The following is a 19,843-nucleotide window of genomic DNA, read 5'->3' as shown; positions in this document are numbered from 1 at the left end:
GCTCCGTCTCCGGCACAGTCGCCGCCGGACTCCCGGACGATGAGGAGAGCGCTGGCCATGTCAGCTGAGCAGCCCGGCCCCACCACGAGCGGTCCGGCCACGTTCGTCAACAGCTTCACCCTCCACACCACCCCCGAGGAGTTCGAGGAGGTCTTCGCCCGTACCGCCAGGTTCCTGGAGAACCGGCCCGGCTTCCTCGGCTACACCCTCGTCCGCCACGTGGACGAGCCCGACCGGTACGTCAACATCGCCCGCTGGGCCGACCCGGCCGCCTTCCGTGCCGCCGTCACCGACGCCGGGTTCGTCCCGCACGCCCAGGCCCTGCGGGGGATCAGCACCAGCAGCTCGAACCTCTACGTCGAGCGCCGCAGCGTCACCGCGGAGACCCGATGACGCGGCGCGTCGCCATCACCGGCATCGGCGTGATCGCCCCCGGCGGCAACGGGACCAAGCAGTTCTGGGACACCGTCACCGCCGGCCGCACGGCCACCCGGACCATCAGCCTCTTCGACCCGGCCCCCTTCCGGTCCCGGATCGCGGCCGAGTGCGACTTCGACCCGCTCGAGCACGGCCTCGTCGGCGAGCCCGTCGAGCAGCTCGACCGCGCCGCCCTGTTCGCCCTCGCCGCGCTGCGGGAGGCGGTCGCCGACAGCGGTCTCGCCACCGGCCCCGACCAGGCCCACCGCACCGGCGTCAGCCTCGGCAGTGCCGTCGGGTGCACCCGGAAACTGGAGCAGGAGTACCTCGCCCTCAGCGGCGGCGGCCAGGAGTGGCTGGTCGACCACACCGCCGCCGGCAGCCGCCTCTACGACCAGTTCGTGCCCAGCTCCATGGCGGCCGAACTCGCCTGGGCCGCCGGTGCCGAGGGTCCTTGCACCGTCGTCTCGGCCGGCTGCACCTCCGGTCTCGACTCGATCGGCCACGCCGCCGCGCTCATCCGCGAGGGAGCGGTCGACGTGATGATCGCCGGAGCGACCGACGCCCCGATCTCCCCGATCACCGTCGCCTGCTTCGACGCCATCCGCGCCACCTCGCCCCGCAACGACGACCCGGCGACCGCGCTCCGCCCCTTCGACCGGACCCGCAACGGCTTCGTCCTCGGCGAGGGTGCCGCCGTCCTCGTCCTGGAGGAACTGACCGCCGCCCGCCGCAGGGGCGCCCGCGTCTACGCCGAGATCGCCGGATACGCCTCCCACGGCAACGCCTACCACATGACCGGACTCCGCCCCGACGGACGGGAACTGGCCGCCGCCGTCACCGACGCCCTCGCCGAGGCCCGGCTCCCCGCCGACGCCCTCGGCTACGTCAACGCCCACGGCACCGCCACCCGGCAGAACGACGTGCACGAGACCGCCGCTCTCAAGCACGCCCTGGGCACCCACGCCGCCCGCGTCCCGGTCAGCTCCATCAAGTCGATGATCGGCCATTCCCTGGGCGCAATCGGCTCCATCGAGGTCGCCGCCACCGCCCTCGCCCTCGCCCACAGCGTCATCCCGCCCACCGCCAACCTCCACGACCCAGACCCGGAACTCGACCTGGACTACGTGCCGTTGCACGCCCGGGAGACCCGCATGGACACCGCCCTCACGGTCGGCAGCGGCTTCGGAGGATTCCAGAGCGCCATGGTCCTGCGCCTCCCCGAGGGGGGGACCGCATGAGCGTCGTCGTCACCGGCATGGGGGTCGTCGCCCCCACCGGCCTCGGACTCGACCGCTACTGGGCGGCCACCCTACGCGGCGAGTCCGGCATCCGCCGCATCCGCGCCTTCGACCCCGACCGCTACCCCACCCGGCACGCCGGCGAGGTCACCGGCTTCGACCCGGCCGACCACCTGCCCAGCCGGCTCGTCCCGCAGACCGACCGGATGACCCAGTTCGCCCTCGCCGCCGCCGACTGGGCCGTCGCCGACGCGGCCGTCGACCTGGACGCCATTCCCCCGTTGGAACGCGGCGTCGTCACCGCCAGTTCCTCCGGCGGCTTCGGCTTCGGACAGCGCGAACTCCAACACCTGTGGGGGGAGTCCCCCAAGAAGGTCAGCGCCTACATGTCCTTCGCCTGGTTCTACGCCGTCAACACCGGCCAGATCTCCATCCGGCACGGCCTCAGCGGCCCCACCGGCGTCCACGTCGCCGAACAGGCCGGCGGCCTCGACGTGATCGCCCACGCGCGCCGCCAGATCCGCTCCGGCACCCGGCTGATGCTCGCCGGAGGAACGGACTGCTCGCTCTGCCCGTACGGCATGGCCGCCCAGCTCGCCGGCGGACGGCTCAGCACCGCCGCGTACCGCCCCTTCGACAGGCGTGCCAGCGGTCACCTTCCCGGCGAGGGGGGCGCCATGCTCGTCCTGGAGAACGCCGGACACGCGCGCGAACGATCTCGCCGCCCCTACGGCGAGATCGCCGGCTTCGGCTCCACCTTCGACCCGCGCCCCGGATCCGGCCGCCCGCCGACGCTGCGGCGGGCCGTCGAGCAGGCCCTCGCCGACGCCCGTACGGATCCCGGGGAGATCGCCCTCGTCCTCGCCGACGGCGCGGGCCTGCCCGGAGCCGACGCCGCCGAGGCCACCGTGCTCACCGAGGTCTTCGGACCCCGCGGCGTGCCCGTCACCGTGCCCAAGACGGGCACCGGCCGTCTCTACTCCGGCGCCGGACCGCTCGACGTGGTCACCGCCCTGCTCGCCCTGCGCGACGGAGTCGCCCCGCCCACCGTCGGCGTCGACCGGGTGCCCGAGGCGTACGGCCTCGACCTGGTCACGGACCGGCCGCGCCCCGTCACCGGCACCGCCGCCCTGGTCCTCGCCCGCGGCCACCACGGCTTCAACAGCGCCTTGGTCGTCCGCTCCGCGGACCGCGCCGTCGCCGCCGGAGCCGCCGCGTGAACAGCGGAAAGCTGTACGTCCAGGGAACCGGGATCTGGCTGCCGCCGGCCGAACGGATCGCCGACGCCGTCGCCGACGGGCGCTGCGACCCGGCCATCGCCCGCGCCACCCGGATGGAGTCGGTCACGGTCTCCACCGGCGACGCAGGGCCCGAGATGGCGGCCCGGGCCGCCCGTACCGCGCTCGCCCGGGCCGACGCCGGTCCCGGCGACATCGACCTGGTGCTGCATGCCGGCTTCTACCACCAGGGGTTCGACATCTGGGCGCCCGCCTCGTACGTCCAGCACCACTCCGTCGGGAACCACTGCCCGGCGATGGAGATCGGCCAGGTGTCCAACGGCGGCATGGCCGCCCTCGACCTGGCCTGGGCCTACCTCGCCGCCGACCCGGGACGGTCCGGCGCCCTCCTCACCACCGGCGACCGATTCTGCCCGCCCGGCTTCGACCGCTGGCGCAGCGACCCCGGCACGGTCTACGCCGACGGCGGTACCGCCCTCGTCGTCTCCCGGCACTCCGGCTTCGCCCGCGTCCGCTCCGTCGCCACCGTCTCCGCGCCCGATTTGGAGGGCATGCACCGCGGCGACGACCCCTTCGCGGCCGCCCCGCTCGGCCACCGGCCGGTCGTCGACCTGGAGGCGCACAAGCGGGACTTCCTCGCCCGGTACGGCACCTCCCCGGCCGTCGCCCGGGTCTCCGCCGCCCAGGAGACGGTGGTCAAGCAGGCGCTCGCCGAGGCCGGACTCGGGCTCGCCGACATCGACCGCTTCGCACTGCCCCATCTCGGCCACCGCCGGCTCCACGTCGCCTACCTCGCCAAGTTCGGCATCGACCCCGGACGCACCACCTGGTCCTGGAGTCGCACCGTCGGCCACCTCGGCGCCGGCGACCCCTTCGCCGGCCTCGACCACCTCGCCTCCGGAGGCACCCTCCGGCCCGGCGACACCTGCCTCCTCTTCGGCGTCGGCGCCGGCTTCAGCTGGTCCTGCGCCGTCGTCGAGATCCTCACCCGGCCCACCTGGAGGGACCGATGACCGACCGCGCGGCGCAGACCGCCGGACCGCCGGACGCCCGCCCCGTCGCCCTGCTGCTGCCCGGCCAGGGCTCCCAGCACGTCCGCATGGCCGCCGGGCTCCACGGCGTCGAGCCCGCCTTCACCGACGCCATGGACGAGGCGCTCGCCGCGCTCGCCGCCCCCGGCCCGCTCGGCGGCCGGGCGACCGGGCTGCGCGAGGACTGGCTGAATAGCCGGGACAGCGCGGTCGTCGACCACATCACCCGCTCCCAGCCGCTGCTCTTCGCCGTCGACTACGCCCTCGGCAGACTCGTCCTGGACTTGGGCGTCCGCCCCGTCGCCCTGCTCGGCCACAGCATCGGCGAGGTGGCCGCCGCCGCCCTCACCGGGATCTTCACGCTGCGGGACGCCGCCGCCCTCGTCCACGACCGGGTCACCCGGCTCGCGGACGCGCCGCCCGGCGGCATGGTCGCGGTCGCCGCCTCACCGGAGGAGCTGGCCCCGCACCTGGGCGGCGGGGTCGTGGTCGGGGCCGTCAACGCCGTCCGGCAGACCGTCCTCTCCGGACTCGCCGGTCCGCTGCGTGCGACCACCGAGGAGCTGCGGGCCGCGGGATTCGTGGTGCGGCCGGTGGCCGCCTCCACGGCCTTCCACAGTCCGGCGCTCGCCCCGGCCATGGAGGGCGCCGAGGACCGGATCGCCGCCCTGCCGGTCGGCGATCCGGCCATCCCCGTCGTGTCCGGCTACACCGCCCGCCCGCTGACCGCCGCCGAGGCGAAGGAGCCCGGCTTCTGGTCCCGACAGCCCGTCGACCCGGTCCACTTCTGGCCCGCCCTCGACACCCTCCTCGACGGCCGGAACCTCGTCCTCGTCGAGGCGGGCCCCGGCCAGGGCCTCTCCCAGCTGGCCCGCCGTCACCCGGCCGTCCGCTCCGGCCGGTCCGTCACCGTCCCGCTGCTGCCGTCCGCGCCCGGCCCGCCCGAGGCCGACCTCGCCGCTGTGCGCGCCGCGGCCGAACGGCTCCGGCCGGGATGCCTCCTGCCCGGACGGACGGCGGGGCCCGTCGGCGTGTAGCCCGAGTCGAGTGTCCCTGGAGGTGGCGTGGCTAGCGTCGGAAGCGACCTTCCCGCCCCCCTCCGCGCACCCCGTGCACCGCACCGCAACGTCCCGCGGTCCGCGGGACGTTCCGGGCCCGTGCCCCATACCAGACCTGCCCACCCCCGGACCCGAGGGTCCCTTCCCAGGACGGTGTCATGCTGACCGAGCAGACCAACAGCGAGCTGGGCCGCCACCTGCTGACCATCCGAGGCGTCCAGTTCATCTTCGGCGCCCAGGGCGACCCCTTCGCCCTCATCCTCCGCGCCGGCGACGGCGACCCGCTCAGCCACGGCGAGCGCGCCCGCGAGCAGGGCCTGCACGAGAGCGCGGCCGGCGCGTGGGTCACCGCGAGCCACGCGCTCGGCGCGCGGATCCTCGGCGACCCCCGTTTCTCCGCCCGCCACCCGGAGGAGGGTCCGCAGCACCACCCGGGCGTGGACGTCTGGGACAACCCGCTGCTCTGCCACGTCGTCCCTGTCGACGACACCCGCCTCAACCTCGAACCCGCCGTGTACGAGCGCCTCGCCCGGACCGCCGCCCCGCTCCTCGGCACCGAGGCGCTGGTCGGCCGGACCGCCGACGTGGAGCGGTCCTACCGGGAGGCGCTCGCGGAGGCAAGTGCCCGCTTCGACCTCTACCGCGACCTGGCCGTCCCCGCCGCGCTCTCCGTGGTCGCCGAGCTCCTCGGGCTGCCGACGGGCGGCCGGGAGCGGCTCGCCGAACTGCACGCCGGACTGGCCAGCGCCTTCGACGCCGGGCACTGCCCGCAGCAGCTTCCCGTGGCCCGCGCCTTCCTGGAAGCCGAGACCGCGCTCTCCGAGGAGCTGGCCTCGCTGGTCGCCTCTGGCCGCGCCACCGGCCTCGCCGGGCTGTCCGGGGCGGACCCGGAGGACACCGTCGCGATCGGTGTGCTCGCCGTCGTCGTCGGCGTCGAGGCCACCGCGATCGCCGTGTGCAACGCGGTGGAGACCCTCCTCGCGCACCCCGGGGAGTGGGAGCGCCTGACCCGCGACCCGTCCCGGGCGGCCGGGGCCGTCCGAGAGGCGCTGCGGCTCGCCCCGCCGCTCCGCTTCGAGAGCCGGATCGCCCGTGAGACCGTCGAGCTCGACGGGCAGACCGTCGAGGAGGGGCGGCGGGTCGTCGTGCTTGTCGACGCGGCCAACCGCGACCCGGAGGTCTTCCCCGATCCCGGCGCCTTCGACCCGGAGCGCCCCGGGGAGCTCTCGCTGACCCGGACCGGTGGCCCGGCCGACGCCGTCACGGCTGACCTGGTGCGGGTCCAGACCGAGGCGGCCGTCCGCGTCCTGGCCGAGCAGCGGCCCGACCTGCGGATCGGCGCCGAGGTGCTGCGCCGGGCCCGCTCCGCCGTCCTGCGCGGCGTGCTGCGCTTCCCCGTCGCATGAGGGACGGGAGCCGCATGAGCCGCATGCGTGGCTTCAGCCGCATGAGCCACACGGTCCATCCGCCGGCCACCACGGAAGGAGGCGTCTGGTGCGCGTACTGCTGACCGCGTTTGCCCAGGACGCCCATCTCAACGGCATCGTCCCGCTGGCCTGGGCGCTGCGCACCGCCGGACACGAGGTGCGGGTCGCCAGCCAACCCGGTGCGATCGGTTCCATCACCCGGGCCGGTCTGACCGCCGTGCCGGTGGGCGAGGACCACAGCATGGACGACGTCATCCGCACCGTCGGGCACGGGATGCTCCTGCACCACCTGAACCGCGACTACCTGGAAAACCGGCCCGAGCGGCTGAGCACCGACTATCTGCGGGCCTCCAACGCGATCCTGACGTCGACCTTCTACCCGCAGATCAACAACGAGTCGATGATCGACGGGCTCGTGGAGTTCGCCCGCTTCTGGCGGCCCGACCTCGTCCTCTGGGAGCCGTTCACCTTCGCCGGCGCGGTCGCCGCGAAGGCGACGGGGGCGGCACACGCCCGGCTGCTGGCCTTCCCCGACCTGTTCGCCCGCACCCATCTGGAGCTGCGTCGGCGTCAGGCGGAGCTGCCGCCGGAGCTGCGCGACGACCCGATGGAGGAGTGGCTCGCGTACACCCTCGACCGGCACGGGGCCGCCTTCGGCCCCGAGGTCGTCACCGGGCAGTGGTCGGTCGACCAGATGCCCGCGGGGGTGCGGATGGAGCTGGGCCTGCCCCGGCTGCCTATGCGGTACGTCCCGTACAACGGTCCCGGTCCGGCCGTCGTCCCGGAGTGGCTGCGCGAACCGCCGGGGCGGCGGCGGGTCTGCCTGACTCTGGGGCTGACGATCCGGGACACGGAGTTCCCGAACGCGATCGACCTCGACGAGGTGCTGGCCTCGGTCGGCGACCTGGACGTGGAGGTCGTCGCCACCCTGAGCGAGACCGAGCTGGCCGGGGTCTCCAAGATCCCGGACAACATCAGAGTGGTGGACCACGTCGCCATGCTGGCGCTGCTGCCGACCTGTTCGGCGATCGTCCACCACGGCGGCGCGGGCACCTGGGCGACGGCAGCGGCCTACGGGGTGCCGCAGGTGGCGCTCGGCTGGATGTGGGACGCCATCTACCGGGCGCAGCGCCTGGAGGACCTGGGCGCCGGGCTGCACCTGCACTCGGAGGGGCTGACCGTGGACGTGCTCCGCGACAAGCTCGTCCGGGTGCTGGACGACCCGTCCTATCGGGAGGGGGCGCGGCGGCTGCGCCGGTCGATGCTGATGGCGCCGGCCCCGAACGAAGTGGTACCGGCCATCGAGCAGTTGACAGCGCGGCACCGTCCGGCGACCGCCGGGCGCTGACGGACCACACGGCGGTGCGGGTGTGGCGGGCGCGATCTTCCTCCCGCCCCCCGTACGACAGGAAGGAACGGGCGTGAACATCCTGGTGACCGGCGCGGCCGGCTTCATCGGCTCGCACTTCGCGCGCATGCTGCTGGACGACGGCCGTCCGGGGCACGAGGACGACCGGGTGACCGCGCTGGACGTGCTGACGTACGCGGGCACCCTGAACAACCTGCCCCTCGGGCATCCTCGGCTGGACTTCATCCGCGGCGACATCTGTGACGCGGCGCTGTTGGACAAGGTCGTGCCGGGGCACGACGCCGTGGTGCACTTCGCGGCGGAGTCGCACGTGGACCGCTCGGTGGAGGGCGCCGAGGCGTTCGTCCGCACCAACGCGCTCGGCACCCAGGTGCTGCTGGACGCGGCGCTGCGGCACGGTGTCCGGGTCTTCGTCCAGGTCTCCACGGACGAGGTGTACGGGTCGATCGCCGAGGGGCGGTGGACCGAGGAGGAACCGCTGCTGCCCAACTCGCCGTACGCGGCGTCGAAGGCGTCAGCGGACCTCCTCGCCCGCGCGTACGCCCGCACCCACGGGCTCGACGTGCGGATCACCCGGTGCGCCAACAACTACGGCCCCGGGCAGCATCCGGAGAAGCTGATACCGCGCTTCACCACCCGGCTCCTCGACGGGCTGCCGGTGCCGCTCTACGGGGACGGTTCGAACCTCCGGGAGTGGCTGCACGTCGACGACCACTGCCGGGCGGTGCGACTGGTGCTGGAACGGGGCCGGGCCGGGGAGGTCTACAACGTGGGCGGCGGCACCACGCTGAGCAACCGGGAGATGACCGCCCGGCTGCTGGAGCTGTGCGGCCGGGACTGGGACCTGGTGGAGCGGGTCGAGGACCGCAAGGGCCACGACTTCCGGTACGCGGTGGACGACGCCAAGATCCGGCGCGAGCTGGGGTACGCACCCCGCACGTCGCTGGAGACCGAACTGGCCGCGACGGTGGCCTGGTACGCCTCGCACCGCGATCACTGGGAGGCCGGCGGAGCACTTCCGCCCCATCCTTGCTAAAACTTGAATATCCCGAGCACCCTCCCCTATGCTCATCGGGTACCCAAATTTGAGCACCCGAAGGCAAGTGCCTGAAAGAAGGGGTGGGCATGGCTGACGCCGATCTGGCGATCCAGACCGAGGCTCTGAAGAAGAAATACCGCGACAAGGAGGCCCTCTCCGGATTCGACTTAGAGGTACCGAAGGGCGTGGTCTACGGCCTGCTCGGCCCCAACGGCGCCGGCAAGACCACTGCGGTCCGCGTGCTGTCCACCCTGCTGAAGGCCGACGGCGGGACGGCCCGTGTCGCCGGCTACGACGTCGCCACCCAGGCCGCCCAGGTCCGGCAGCGGATCGGCCTCCTAGGCCAGCACGCCGCCGTCGACGAGGACCTGAGCGGCCGCCAGAACCTGGTGATGTTCGGCCGCCTCTACCACATCGGCAAGCGCAACGCGCAGCTCCGCGCGGACGAGCTGCTGGAGCGCTTCGGCCTCACCGAAGCCGGGAACAAGCCGGCCAAGCAGTACTCCGGCGGCATGCGGCGCCGCCTCGACCTCGCCGCCAGCCTCATCCTCGCCCCCGGCGTCCTGTTCCTCGACGAGCCGACCACCGGCCTCGACCCCCGGGGACGCAACGACGTCTGGGAGTCCGTCCGCGGCCTCGCCGCCGACGGGCGCACCGTCCTGCTCACCACGCAGTACCTCGAAGAGGCCGACCAGCTCGCCGACATGATCTCCCTGATCGACGGCGGCAGGGTCGTCCAGACCGGCACCCCCGACCAGCTGAAGAACATGCTCGGCGGCGACCGGATCGAGGTCGTGGTCCGCAGGCCGCACGACCTCGACGCCGCCGGCCGGATCATCGGCTCGCTCCTCGGCACCGACCCCGCCACGGACGCGGACAACCGCCGCGTCGGCGCCGTCGTCAAGGACCGGGTCGCCGCCCTCACCGCGGTCGCCCGTGCCCTCGACGAGAACAGCATCGAGGCGGAGGACATCGCCCTGCGCCGCCCGACCCTCGACGAGGTCTTCCTCAGCCTGACCGGCAACGGGGCGGCCTCCTATGCCGAGCAGCGCAACAAGGAGGTCATCCCCTCGTGACCGCGATCAGCGCCCCCGAGGTGCCGACCAACCCGCTCGCCAAGCTGGGCTGGATCCTCGCCGACTCCTGGACCCTCACTCTCCGCGGGCTCTCCCACTGGGCCCGCAACCCCACCCAGATCCTCGCCGGACTCGCCTTCCCGATCCTGATGGTGCTGCTCTTCGGCGGCATCTTCGGCAGCGGGATGCAGGTCGAGGGCGGCGGGGACTACATGGAGTACCTGATGCCCGGCATGTTCGTCATGTCGATGGCCTTCGGCATCGGCGAGACCATGGCCGGCGTCACCGCCGATGCGTCCAAGGGCGTCACGGACCGCTTCCGCTCCATGCCCATGTCCGCCGGATCGGTCGTCCTCGGCCAGGCCATCGTGAACATGCTGTACAGCAGCGTGGTCCTCGTCATCCTCATGGGGTGCGGCGCCATCGTCGGCTGGAGCTGGCACGACGGCTTCGCCCCGGCGCTCGGCGGCTTCGCCCTGCTGCTTCTGCTCCGGTTCGCGCTGCTCTGGGTCGGCATCTACCTCGGCCTCGTGATCAGCTCCCCGGAGGCGGCCTCCGCCGTTTACACGCTGCTGTTCCCGCTCGGCATCGTCGCAAACACCTTCGCCTCGCCGGAGATGATGCCGGGCTGGCTCGGCACGATCGCCGAGTGGAACCCACTCTCCTCCACCGCCCACGCCACCCGGGAACTCTTCGGCAACCCGGGCGTCGGGGGCACCTCATGGATCGCCGAGAACGCCATGCTCATGTCGTTCGTCTGGCCGCTCCTGATCTTCCTGGTGTTCTTCCCCCTCGCCGTCCGCAAGTACCGCGCCCTGAGCCGGTAGCGGACCCTGAACGGGCGCGGGCCGGCCACCCCCGTACGGCCCGCGCCCTCCCCGCCTCCCGGGCCCCCGACACGGGCCCGGGAGGACCGCTCCGCCAAGCGGGAGCCGAGAACCCCACGAGGCGGAGTCGACCGGCTCCTGACCGGCCCGGCCTAGCGTGCGGACATGGCTCTCTTCGACATCCCGATCGCCGGACTCGACGGAACCCCCGACCTCCTCGCCCGCCACCGGGGCACCCCCCTGCTCGTCGTCAACGTAGCCTCCGGGTGCGCGCTCGCCGCCGGGCAGTACCCCGCCCTGGAGGCACTCGCGCACGAGCACCGGGCGGACGGCCTCGTCGTCGTCGGCGTGCCCTGCAACCAGTTCGGAGCCCAGGAGCCGGGCAGCGCCGAGGAGATCGCCGCCCAGTGCTCCGTACGCCGGATCACCTTCCCCCACACAGAGAAGACCGAGGTCAACGGAGCCGGCCGGCATCCGCTCTACACGGCCCTCACACCTCTCACGGACGCGGAGGGCCACAACGGCGACGTGCGCTGGAACTTCGAGAAGTTCCTCGTCTCCGCCGCCGGCCACCCCGTGGGCCGCTTCGCGCCCACGATCGACCCCCAGGCCCCCGGCCTGCTGAAGGCCGTCCGCGACCAGCTGCGATGAGTCCGGGGGCCGACAACGCCGCACCACACGGCGTCCGTCCCACGACACCACGTCATACGACGCAGAGAGGACCATTCGTGAACCAGACGCCACCCACCGCACCGGACGAGGGCATCCAGGTCGTCGGTGCCCGGGAGAACAACCTCAAGAACGTCTCGCTCGTCATCCCCAAGAACCGGATCACGGTCTTCGTCGGCGTCTCCGGGTCCGGTAAATCCTCCCTGGTCTTCGACACCGTCGCCGTGGAGGCCCAGCGGCAGCTCAACGCCACCTTCCCGTGGAACATCCGGCACGACCTCCCCAAGTTCGAGCGTCCGCACGTCGACGCCGTCACGAAGATCACCACCCCGGTCGTCGTCGACCAGCGCCCCCTCGGCGGCAACGCCCGCTCGACCGTCGGCACCGTCACCGACGTCTACACGGTGATGCGCGTCCTCTTCGCCAACCACGGCAACGACGGCCTGGGCCAGACCTGGCTGTACTCCTTCAACGATCCCAAGGGCATGTGCCCCGAGTGCGAGGGACTCGGCCGCGCCCGCCGCGCCAACCCCGAGCTGATGATCGACCGCTCGCGGTCCATCGCGGAGGGCGCCATCCGGGTCCCCGGGCACACCGTCGGCAGCACCAGCTGGCAGTTCTACGCCCGCTACGAGCGCCTTGACGCCGACAAGAAGATCGACGACTACACCGAGGAGGAGCTGCACACGCTCCTCTACGGCAGCGGCGGGACCGTCGAGATCACCTACCCCAACGGCAACGTCCTGGCCCTCAAGTACGAAGGTCTCGTCGACAGCTTCGTCCGCCGCCACCTCAAGCGCGACTCGACCGGCATGAGCAAGGCGGCCCGCGACGCGGCGGCCGAGTTCTTCACCGAGGGCCGCTGCCCCACCTGCGACGGCGCCCGCCTCAACCAGAAGGCCCTGGCCACCCGGATCGACGGCCGGAACATCGCCGACTGGACCCAGATGCAGGTCAGCGACCTCATCACGGTCGTCACCGCCCTCCAGGAACGGCTGGACACGCCCCTCGTCACCACCATCCGCGAGACGCTGGAGCAGATCGAGTCGATCGGCCTCGGGTACCTCACCCTCGACCGCTCCACCTCCAGCCTCTCCGGCGGCGAGGGCCAGCGCCTCAAGCTCGTCAACCACCTCGGCAGCGAACTCACCGGCCTCACGTACATCTTCGACGAGCCCAGCGTCGGCCTGCACCCGCGCGACGTCAGCCGGCTCAACGAACTGATCCGGGCGCTGCGCGACAAGGGCAACACCGTCCTCGTCGTCGAACACGACCCCGACGTGATGGCCGTCGCCGACCACATCGTCGAGATCGGCCCGCGGGCCGGCGTGCACGGCGGGACGATCGTCTTCGAGGGCAGCCACGCCGAGCTGACGGAGGCCGACACGCTCACCGGGCAGGGGCTGCGGCGCATCGGCGGGCTCAAGGAGACCGCCCGCCCCTTCGGCCGGACCCTGCCGATCCGCGACGCCACCGTGCACAACCTGAAGAACGTCTCCACCGAGATCCCGGCCGGCGTCCTCACCGCCGTCACCGGCGTCGCCGGCGCCGGCAAGAGCTCTCTGATCGCCCACGCCTTCCGGGAGCAGTACCCGAACGCGGTCTTCGTCGACCAGTCGTCCATCGCGCGCTCCTCCCGATCCACCCCGGCCAGCTACCTCAAGCTGATGGACCCGATCCGCAAGCTCTTCGCCAAGGCGAGCGGCGAGGACGTCAGCCTCTTCAGCTTCAACTCCAAGGGCGCCTGCGAGGAGTGCGAGGGCCGCGGCGTCCTCATCACCGAGGTCGCCTACATGGACCCGGTCACCACCCACTGCGAGAGCTGCGAGGGCCGCCGCTTCAAGGAGTCGGTGCTGCGCCACACGGTGCGCGGCAAGAACATCGCCGACGTGCTGGAGATGTCCGCGGAGGAGGCCACCGGGTTTTTCCCCTCGGGCCCGCTGCGCACCCGGGTCGGGGCCCTGATGGAGACGGGCATCGGCTACCTCGGCCTCGGGCAGTCGCTCGCGACCCTCTCCGGCGGCGAGCGCCAGCGGCTCAAGCTCGCCGACCGGCTCTCCGGCTCGGGCACCGTCTACATCCTGGACGAGCCGACCACCGGCCTGCACCTGTCGGACATCGACATGCTGCTCGGCCTGCTGAACCGGATCGTCGACCGTGGCAACACGGTCGTCGTCATCGAGCACGACCTCGCGGTCGTCGCCCAAGCGGACTGGGTCATCGACCTCGGCCCGGAGGGCGGCAACACCGGTGGCGAGATCGTCTTCACCGGCACGCCCGCCGAGCTGCTGCGCACCCCGCACTCGCACACGGCGGAGCACCTGCGGCTTTACCTGGACCGCCCCCTCCAGACGGCCTGAGGCACCTCGCGGGAGGCTCCTCCCGCTACGACCCGGGGCCGTACCGCCTGTTGCGGTACGGCCCCGGGGTGGGTACCGGGGGGTCAGACGCCGTCGTGGTCGACCCGGCGGTGCCGGACCGCCCAGCCGTCGGCGGCCGGGACCAGCTCGTCCTCGCAGACGGCACTCAGGTGCAGGACGGTCGGGCCGCCCGGCCGGGTCACCAGGACCTGCGCGTACGAACGGGCGCGGACCGCGCCGTCGGCCGCCGGGTCCACCGTGAGCATGGCGAAGACGTGCCGGCGCTGCTGCGGGTCCGCGGCGAGCCGCGCCTGGTTGGCGCGGACGGCGGCGGCGATGGCCGTCCGGCCCCGGACCGGCCCCGGACCGGAGTTCTGGCCGAAGACGCCGTCCTCGGTGAACGTCGCCGCCCACTCCTCCGCACGGCCCTCGTCGAGGTGGCGCATCTGCTCGGCGTAGAACCGCTGTACCGAGATGTACACGTCGTGACCGACAGGCCCCCCCGCGCGCAGGCCGCCCGCGTGGGCCGCCGCGTAGTCGAGGGTGGCCCGGCTGTTGCGGCCTAGGGCCTCGCGGACGAACTCACGGGCGCGGGCGACGTCGGCGTCCGGGCCGAGGACCTCCCGCACCGCGCCGGGGGCGATCCGCACGGTGTGGCGCGAGGTGACGACGCAGCCGTCGCCGTCCTCCTCGAAGATCCACTCGCCGGTGTGGGCGTCCATGAGGGCGGGGGTGTGGATCTGCTTGTAGACGATCCGCTCGGCCGGGAAGCAGATCCGCACGGACCGGGTGGTGTGGGTGGAGCCGTCGGCCGTACGGGTGTCCATCTCCAGGACCTGCTCGCCGGGGACATCCTCGGTGAGCGAGACCCGGGCGACGTGCGGCAGGCGTTCGGTCCACCGGTCGGCGGCGCGGATGAACTCGTAGGCGCCCTTGGCGGATCCCGCGATGTGCACGGTGTCGTCGAAGGTGAGGACGAGCCCGTCGGCTGCCGTCTCGGCGCCGGCGCGCAGCGCCTGGAGCTCGGAGGCGGTGTTGGTGTCGATGGCGCGGCGGATCCAGGCCACGTTCTCGGGGTCGTCGCCGACCGCGGTGAAGGTGTGGGTGAAGCGCACCCGGGTGCGCCGCTCCCCCAGCGGTTCGATGTGCCAGGTGCCGCCCATGCTCGCCACCGGCGCCTGCGATCGCTCCTGACGGAACGTCACCGCAAGTGCGGCCCTGTCGAGTTCGCGTCGGGAGGTCCAGCTCTTGATGGCTCCGTTGGCGGTCGCCCAGATCCGCAGGCGCTCCACTCCGTCCTTCCCCCCGCCGCCCTCCAGGACATCGACGTGGAGGTTGGGCGGGAAGTGGACCGGCCAGCGGGTGGCATCGGCGACCAGGTCGTAGACCGCCTCGGCGGGGGCGTCCACCTCGGTCTCGTGGACGGTCTCGTGGACGGTGGGCGCGGCGGACGACTGCGGGTTCTCGTCGGACATGGCTCTCCTCAGTAGTTGCCGAGGCCGCCGCAGACGTTGATCGCCTGCGCGGTGACGGGAGCGGCCGCGTCGGTCAGCAGGTAGCCGACCATCCCCGCCACCTCGTCGGGGGTGGTGTAGCGGCCGAGCGGGATCTTGGCCTGGAAGCGGCCGAGGACTTCGTCCTCGGTGGTCTCCCAGGCGGCGGCGTAACCCTGGCGGACCCGGACCGCCATCGGCGTCTCGACGTAGCCGGGGCAGACCGCGTTGACCGTGATCCCGGTCTTGGCCAGTTCCAGGCCGAGCGCCTTGGTGAAGCCGACGACGCCGTGCTTGGAGGCGGAGTAGGGGGCACCGAGGACGACGCCCTGTTTGCCGCCGGTGGAAGCGATGTTGACGATCCGCCCCCAGTCGCCCTCCCGCATCCCGCCGGTGGTGAGCACGGCGCGGGTGAACCGGAAGACGCTGTCGAGGTTGGTGGCCATCACGTCGTCCCACAGCTCGTCGGTGAGCGTGTGGGTCTCCCCGCCGCCGCTGCGGCCGGCGTTGTTGACCAGGATGCCGACCGGTCCGTAGCGCGCCACGGCCGCGCCTACCAGCCGCTCGATCGCGTCCGTGTCCCGCACGTCACAGGCTGCTCCGTCCGCCTCGTACCCCTCGGCGCGCAGCTCCTTCACGGTGAGCGCGACGCGATCGGCGTCCCGGGCGCAGAGGAAGACACGGTGGCCGTCAGCGGCCAGGTGGCGTGCGACGGCGAGCCCGATCCCGCTGGTGGCACCGGTGACGACGGCGGTCCTGACGGTACGTTCGGTCATGACGTGATCAGCCCTTTCGCGTGCAGAACTCGGTGACGGACTCGATGACGTAATCGATCATCTCGGCGGTGAGTCCTGGGTGGACGCCGACCCAGAAGGTGTCCTCGGTGACGGTGTCGCAGTTGGTCAGCTCGCCGACGATCCGGTAGTCCACGTCCTGGTAGGCGGGGTGGCGGGTGATGTTGCCGCTGAAGAGCCGCCGGGTGCCGATGCGGCGCGACTCCAGGAAACCGACGAGGTCGCGGCGGGTGAATCCGGCGTCGGGCAGCACGGTGAGGACGAAGCCGAACCAGCTCGGGTCGCTGTCCGGGGTGGCCCGGGGCAGCAGCAGGCCGGGCACGTCGGCGAGGCCGTCGTGGAGCCGCTGCCAGTTGTGCCGACGGGCGACACCGAAGTCGTCGATCCGGCGCATCTGGCTGAGCGCCAGGGCGCCCTGGAGGTCGGTCGCCTTCAGGTTGTATCCGACGTGGGAGAAGATGTACTTGTGGTCGTAGCCGGCCGGCAGGGTCCCCAGCTGGTAGTCGAACCGCTTGAGGCAGGTGTTGTCCGTGCCTGGTTCGCACCAGCAGTCCCGGCCCCAGTCCCGCATCGACTCGACGATCCTGGCGAGTTCGAGGCTGGAGGTGAGGACGCAGCCGCCCTCGCCGGCGGTGATGTGGTGGGCGGGGTAGAAGCTGACCGTCGACAGGTCGCCCAAAGTGCCGGTGAGCCGTCCTCGGTAGGTGGAGCCGACCGCGTCGCAGTTGTCCTCGACGAGGAAGATGCCGTGCCGGGCCGCGAGTTCGGCGACCTCGGCGACGGGGAAGGGATTGCCGAGCGCGTGGGCGATCATGATGAGCCGGGTGCGCGGGGTGATCGCCGCCTCGATCTGTTCGAGCGAGGCGTTGTACGTGCCCATCTCGATGTCGACGAAGACCGGCTTCAGCCCGTACTGCACAAGCGGGTTGACGGTGGTGGGGAAACCCGCCCCGACAGTGATGGCCTCGTCGCCGGGGCGCAGCCGCACGTCCTTCAGCTTGGGCGAGGTCAGCGCCGCGACCGCCAGCAGGTTCGCCGACGAGCCGGAGTTGACCATGTGCGCCTTGCGGCGCCGGAAGTAGCGCGCGAACTCGCTCTCGAACTTCCGGGACCGCACGCCGGCGGCGATGCGCAGCTCCAGCGCCGCCTCGACGAGCGCGATCCGGTCCTCCTCGTCGAGGACTGCCCCGGCGGGCAGGATCGGCGTGACCCCGGCTTCGAAAGCGCGGGTCTCCTGCTCCTTGTGGAACGTGCGTGCCAGGTTCAGGACCTGCGCCTTGGTATCCGATATCTCTGACATCTCCGCCTCAGCTGTGGTGGGCGACGTGGGTGCCGCGGGAGGCCGGTCCGGCGTCGGCACCGACGCGGTGCTCGGCGACCAGCCTCTCGATGACCGGGACGATCTCGTTGGGGCTGGGCACGGCGCGCAGCTCCTCCTGGAGCCGGCGAGCGCCCTCGGCGTACGACGGCTCGGTGAGGAGCCGGTCGACCTGGGTGCGGACCGCTTCCGGGAGCAGTTCGGCACTGGGCAGGCAGATGCCCGCGCCGATCTCCTCCAGCCCGCGGCCCATGACCTCGGTGTCCCATCCGAAGGCGAGGATCAGCTGCGGGACGGCGTGCAGTTCCGCGGTCGCCTTCGTGCCGACGCCGCCGTGGTGGACGACGGCGGCGCAGGTGGGCAGCAGGTCGTTGAGCGGGACGAAGTCGACGAGCCGGACGTTGTCCGGGAGGTCCGCGGCCGCCATGGTCTCCGCGTCGACGGTGGCGACGATCTCGGCGTCGAGCTGGGCGAGGCCGCCGAGGAGCTTGAGCATGTCGACGCCGGTGTCGGCCGCGGAGGAGCCGAGCGTCACGCACACGCGAGGGCGCTCCGGGGCGGTGCGCAGCCAGTCGGGGACGACGGCGGGGCCGTTGTAGGCGACGTGCCGGACCTGGACGGTCGGCAGGCCGAGGTCGAGCTGGGTGCTGGGCGGGGTGGTGTTCACGGTCCACTCGCCGGTGACCATGGACTCGGTGTATCCGTGCGGGGAGCCGATACGGGCGAGGGTCCGCTCCAGCCACTCGGCGGTGGGGTCCTCGCGGTGCTCGGGTTCCTGCTCGGCGGCGAGGCGCAGGAACTCCTGTCGGGCGCGGACGCTGATGTCCGGGCCGGAGACGAGTCGGCAGTGGGCGGCGCCGGTGGCGCGGGCGGCGAGGGCGCCTGCGAGGGTGAAGGTCTCCCAGACGACGAGGTCGGGCTGCCAGGAGCGGGCGAAGGCGACGAGCGAGTCGACCATGACGTCGTTGTTGAGGGCGCCGTACAGGGTCGGCACCATGACGTTCTCCAGGGCGAGGAGCTGCTCCCAGGTCCAGGGGCGGTCGCCACGGGCGGCGAAGTCGAAGCCCTGGACGTGCGCGGAAGCCTCGTCGTGGAGGGCGCCGAGGAGACCCATGTCCTCGACCGGGCCGAGGGACCACTCGACCGGGACGGCGGTGAGCCCCGTACCGGTGATGACGTCGGTCAGCTCGGGCTGGCTGGCGACCCGGACCTCGTGACCCGCGGTGCGCAGGGCCCAGGCGAGCGGCACCAAGGGGTAGTAGTGGGTGTGGTGGGCCAGGGACGTGAACAGGACCTTCATCGGGTCTCCTCCTCGCCGAGCAGCGCGGGCAGCCGGACCAGGCGGCGGGTGACGGGGGCACGGCGGGCGCGGACCGGCGCGCCGTCGGGCCGGACGTGCGGGAAGCGTGCGGCGAGCAGGCGAAGCGCCTCCCCGGCGACGGCGCGGGCGCCGGGGAGCAGCAGCCGCGCGTAGGGGGCGGGCTCCGCATCGCCGGGGCCGGGCACGAGGGTGACGTGGTCGCCCGCCTCGATGGGGACGCCGGCCGCGTCCAGAGGGGCGAGGGCAGTCAGCGGGTGGAGGTGCCAGGGGCCCTGCGGGGGCGTGGCGGCACGGACGGCCGCGGCGGCGTGTGCGGGATCGGTGCGCAGCCGTGTCCACTCCCCGGGCCGATCGAGGAGGCTCAGCAGCGTCTCGCCGAGGAGGTCGGTGGCGGCGCGGGTGCCGGCGACCGCGAGGACGAGTCCGGCCTCGGCGTGGTCCGACGGGGCGAGGAGTCCGCGCAGTTCGCGGACTCCGGCGGCGGCCCGTCCGGTGACAGCGAGGCTCTGCGGACAGAGCAGGGCGTCGACGGAGGGCGCGGTGTCCGTGACGGCGGCGGCGAACTCGGCGTGCCGGTCCTCGGCCACGCCGAGGAGCGCGGCGTAGCCGGCGGCGACGAGTGGGGCCGCGACGGCGCTGATCAGGTCGGCGGGGCCGGGCGCGATGCCGGCCGCCGTCCCGGCGACCCGTTGCCGCAGCGGCGCGGCGGCGGCGCGGACGGCGCCCCGGTGGGCGAGACCCCGCGCGGCGGTCCGCTGCCGGTCCGGCGCGGGCAGCCACGGTTCGGACTGGGGAACGGCCGCCGCGACCACGAGGTCGGGATGGCCGAGCAGTCCGGGCAGGGCCGCCGGGCCGGCGACCCAGTGTCCGAGCCTGCTGCGCCACAGCGGTCCGCGCTCCGCGAGGGCCGCGTGGAAGGGTGCGGTGTCCTCGTCGAAGCCGCGCACCAGGCCGGCGTACGGGTCTCCGTCGCCGGGGACGAACGGTTCACCGTTCACCGAGTAGAGCCACTGTGCCGCGTGTACGAGCTGTAGGTCGCGCCCCAGCGCACTGGTCGCCGCTGTCACCGAGCCACCTCCGTCATCCGATTACCCGGCAACGTACGGGGCCGGATTAGAAGAACACTCGAAAGCGGACCTCCGTCCCTCCGGGCCCGTTTCGGGGT

General features: G+C 72.8%; 17 protein-coding genes. 12 read left to right on the top strand and 5 right to left on the bottom strand.

What is annotated here, in order from left to right:
* The first annotated feature begins 57 nt into the window (after window positions 1-57).
* The 12 genes from GTY67_RS27615 (at window position 58) to GTY67_RS27560 (ending at window position 13,752) form a co-directional block, all read left to right on the top strand.
* The gene (locus GTY67_RS27615) at window positions 58-393 is read left to right on the top strand and encodes an antibiotic biosynthesis monooxygenase family protein (RefSeq protein ID WP_161280650.1); all 336 of its coding nucleotides are present in this window, start codon (window positions 58-60) and stop codon (window positions 391-393) included.
* Window positions 390-1,658, top strand: coding sequence for a beta-ketoacyl-[acyl-carrier-protein] synthase family protein (locus tag GTY67_RS27610; protein WP_161280649.1), 1,269 nt, complete (start codon window positions 390-392; stop codon window positions 1,656-1,658). The genes GTY67_RS27615 and GTY67_RS27610 overlap by 4 nt, the downstream gene beginning before the upstream one ends.
* Window positions 1,655-2,878 (top strand): ketosynthase chain-length factor, encoded by a 1,224-nt coding sequence (locus GTY67_RS27605; protein WP_161280648.1) that lies wholly within the window; start codon window positions 1,655-1,657, stop codon window positions 2,876-2,878. The genes GTY67_RS27610 and GTY67_RS27605 overlap by 4 nt, the downstream gene beginning before the upstream one ends.
* Window positions 2,875-3,909, top strand: coding sequence for a ketoacyl-ACP synthase III family protein (locus GTY67_RS27600; RefSeq protein WP_161280647.1), 1,035 nt, complete (start codon window positions 2,875-2,877; stop codon window positions 3,907-3,909). Before GTY67_RS27605 ends, GTY67_RS27600 begins: the two co-directional genes overlap by 4 nt.
* Window positions 3,906-4,964 carry an acyltransferase domain-containing protein gene (locus GTY67_RS27595; protein WP_161280646.1) on the top strand — a complete coding sequence of 353 codons (1,059 nt, stop codon included), beginning with the start codon at window positions 3,906-3,908 and terminating at the stop codon, window positions 4,962-4,964. Before GTY67_RS27600 ends, GTY67_RS27595 begins: the two co-directional genes overlap by 4 nt.
* A gap of 179 nt (window positions 4,965-5,143) precedes the next feature.
* A complete protein-coding gene (locus tag GTY67_RS27590; RefSeq protein WP_161280645.1) occupies window positions 5,144-6,391 on the top strand; it encodes a P450-derived glycosyltransferase activator in 1,248 nt (415 codons plus the stop codon).
* An 88-nt stretch (window positions 6,392-6,479) separates the two neighbouring features.
* Window positions 6,480-7,760, top strand: a complete 1,281-nt coding sequence (locus tag GTY67_RS27585) for an activator-dependent family glycosyltransferase (RefSeq protein ID WP_161280644.1) — start codon at window positions 6,480-6,482, stop codon at window positions 7,758-7,760.
* Window positions 7,761-7,833: 73 nt separating this feature from the next.
* Window positions 7,834-8,817, top strand: coding sequence for a dTDP-glucose 4,6-dehydratase (rfbB, locus tag GTY67_RS27580; protein ID WP_161280643.1), 984 nt, complete (start codon window positions 7,834-7,836; stop codon window positions 8,815-8,817).
* Between the two features lie 89 nt (window positions 8,818-8,906).
* A complete protein-coding gene (locus GTY67_RS27575) occupies window positions 8,907-9,896 on the top strand; it encodes an ATP-binding cassette domain-containing protein (RefSeq protein WP_161280642.1) in 990 nt (329 codons plus the stop codon).
* Window positions 9,893-10,723, top strand: coding sequence for an ABC transporter permease (locus tag GTY67_RS27570; RefSeq protein WP_161280641.1), 831 nt, complete (start codon window positions 9,893-9,895; stop codon window positions 10,721-10,723). The genes GTY67_RS27575 and GTY67_RS27570 overlap by 4 nt, the downstream gene beginning before the upstream one ends.
* Before the next feature lie 165 nt (window positions 10,724-10,888).
* Window positions 10,889-11,374: a glutathione peroxidase gene (locus tag GTY67_RS27565; RefSeq protein WP_161280640.1), complete on the top strand. Its 486-nt coding sequence runs from the start codon at window positions 10,889-10,891 to the stop codon at window positions 11,372-11,374.
* Window positions 11,375-11,451: 77 nt separating this feature from the next.
* A complete protein-coding gene (locus tag GTY67_RS27560) occupies window positions 11,452-13,752 on the top strand; it encodes an excinuclease ABC subunit UvrA (protein WP_161280639.1) in 2,301 nt (766 codons plus the stop codon).
* A gap of 83 nt (window positions 13,753-13,835) precedes the next feature.
* Here the strand turns inward: GTY67_RS27560 and GTY67_RS27555 are convergent, their stop codons facing one another.
* From GTY67_RS27555 to GTY67_RS27535, 5 genes are read right to left on the bottom strand one after another with little or no spacing between them, the layout of a single operon-like run.
* Window positions 13,836-15,227 carry a nuclear transport factor 2 family protein gene (locus GTY67_RS27555; protein ID WP_161280638.1) on the bottom strand — a complete coding sequence of 464 codons (1,392 nt, stop codon included), beginning with the start codon at window positions 15,225-15,227 and terminating at the stop codon, window positions 13,836-13,838.
* An 8-nt stretch (window positions 15,228-15,235) separates the two neighbouring features.
* A complete protein-coding gene (locus GTY67_RS27550; RefSeq protein ID WP_161280637.1) occupies window positions 15,236-16,021 on the bottom strand; it encodes an SDR family NAD(P)-dependent oxidoreductase in 786 nt (261 codons plus the stop codon).
* Window positions 16,022-16,028: 7 nt separating this feature from the next.
* On the bottom strand, window positions 16,029-17,339 hold the full coding sequence (gene rfbH, locus GTY67_RS27545) for a lipopolysaccharide biosynthesis protein RfbH (protein WP_202462365.1): 1,311 nt from the start codon (window positions 17,337-17,339) through the stop codon (window positions 16,029-16,031).
* A gap of 7 nt (window positions 17,340-17,346) precedes the next feature.
* Window positions 17,347-18,657, bottom strand: a complete 1,311-nt coding sequence (locus tag GTY67_RS27540; RefSeq protein WP_161280636.1) for an activator-dependent family glycosyltransferase — start codon at window positions 18,655-18,657, stop codon at window positions 17,347-17,349.
* Window positions 18,654-19,745 carry a hypothetical protein gene (locus GTY67_RS27535; RefSeq protein WP_161280635.1) on the bottom strand — a complete coding sequence of 364 codons (1,092 nt, stop codon included), beginning with the start codon at window positions 19,743-19,745 and terminating at the stop codon, window positions 18,654-18,656. The genes GTY67_RS27540 and GTY67_RS27535 overlap by 4 nt, the downstream gene beginning before the upstream one ends.
* Between the last annotated feature and the right edge of the window lie 98 nt (window positions 19,746-19,843).

This window comes from Streptomyces sp. SID8374, assembly GCF_009865135.1.
Taxonomy (GTDB): domain Bacteria; phylum Actinomycetota; class Actinomycetes; order Streptomycetales; family Streptomycetaceae; genus Streptomyces.
This window is presented reverse-complemented; position numbering and strand designations above follow the sequence as displayed.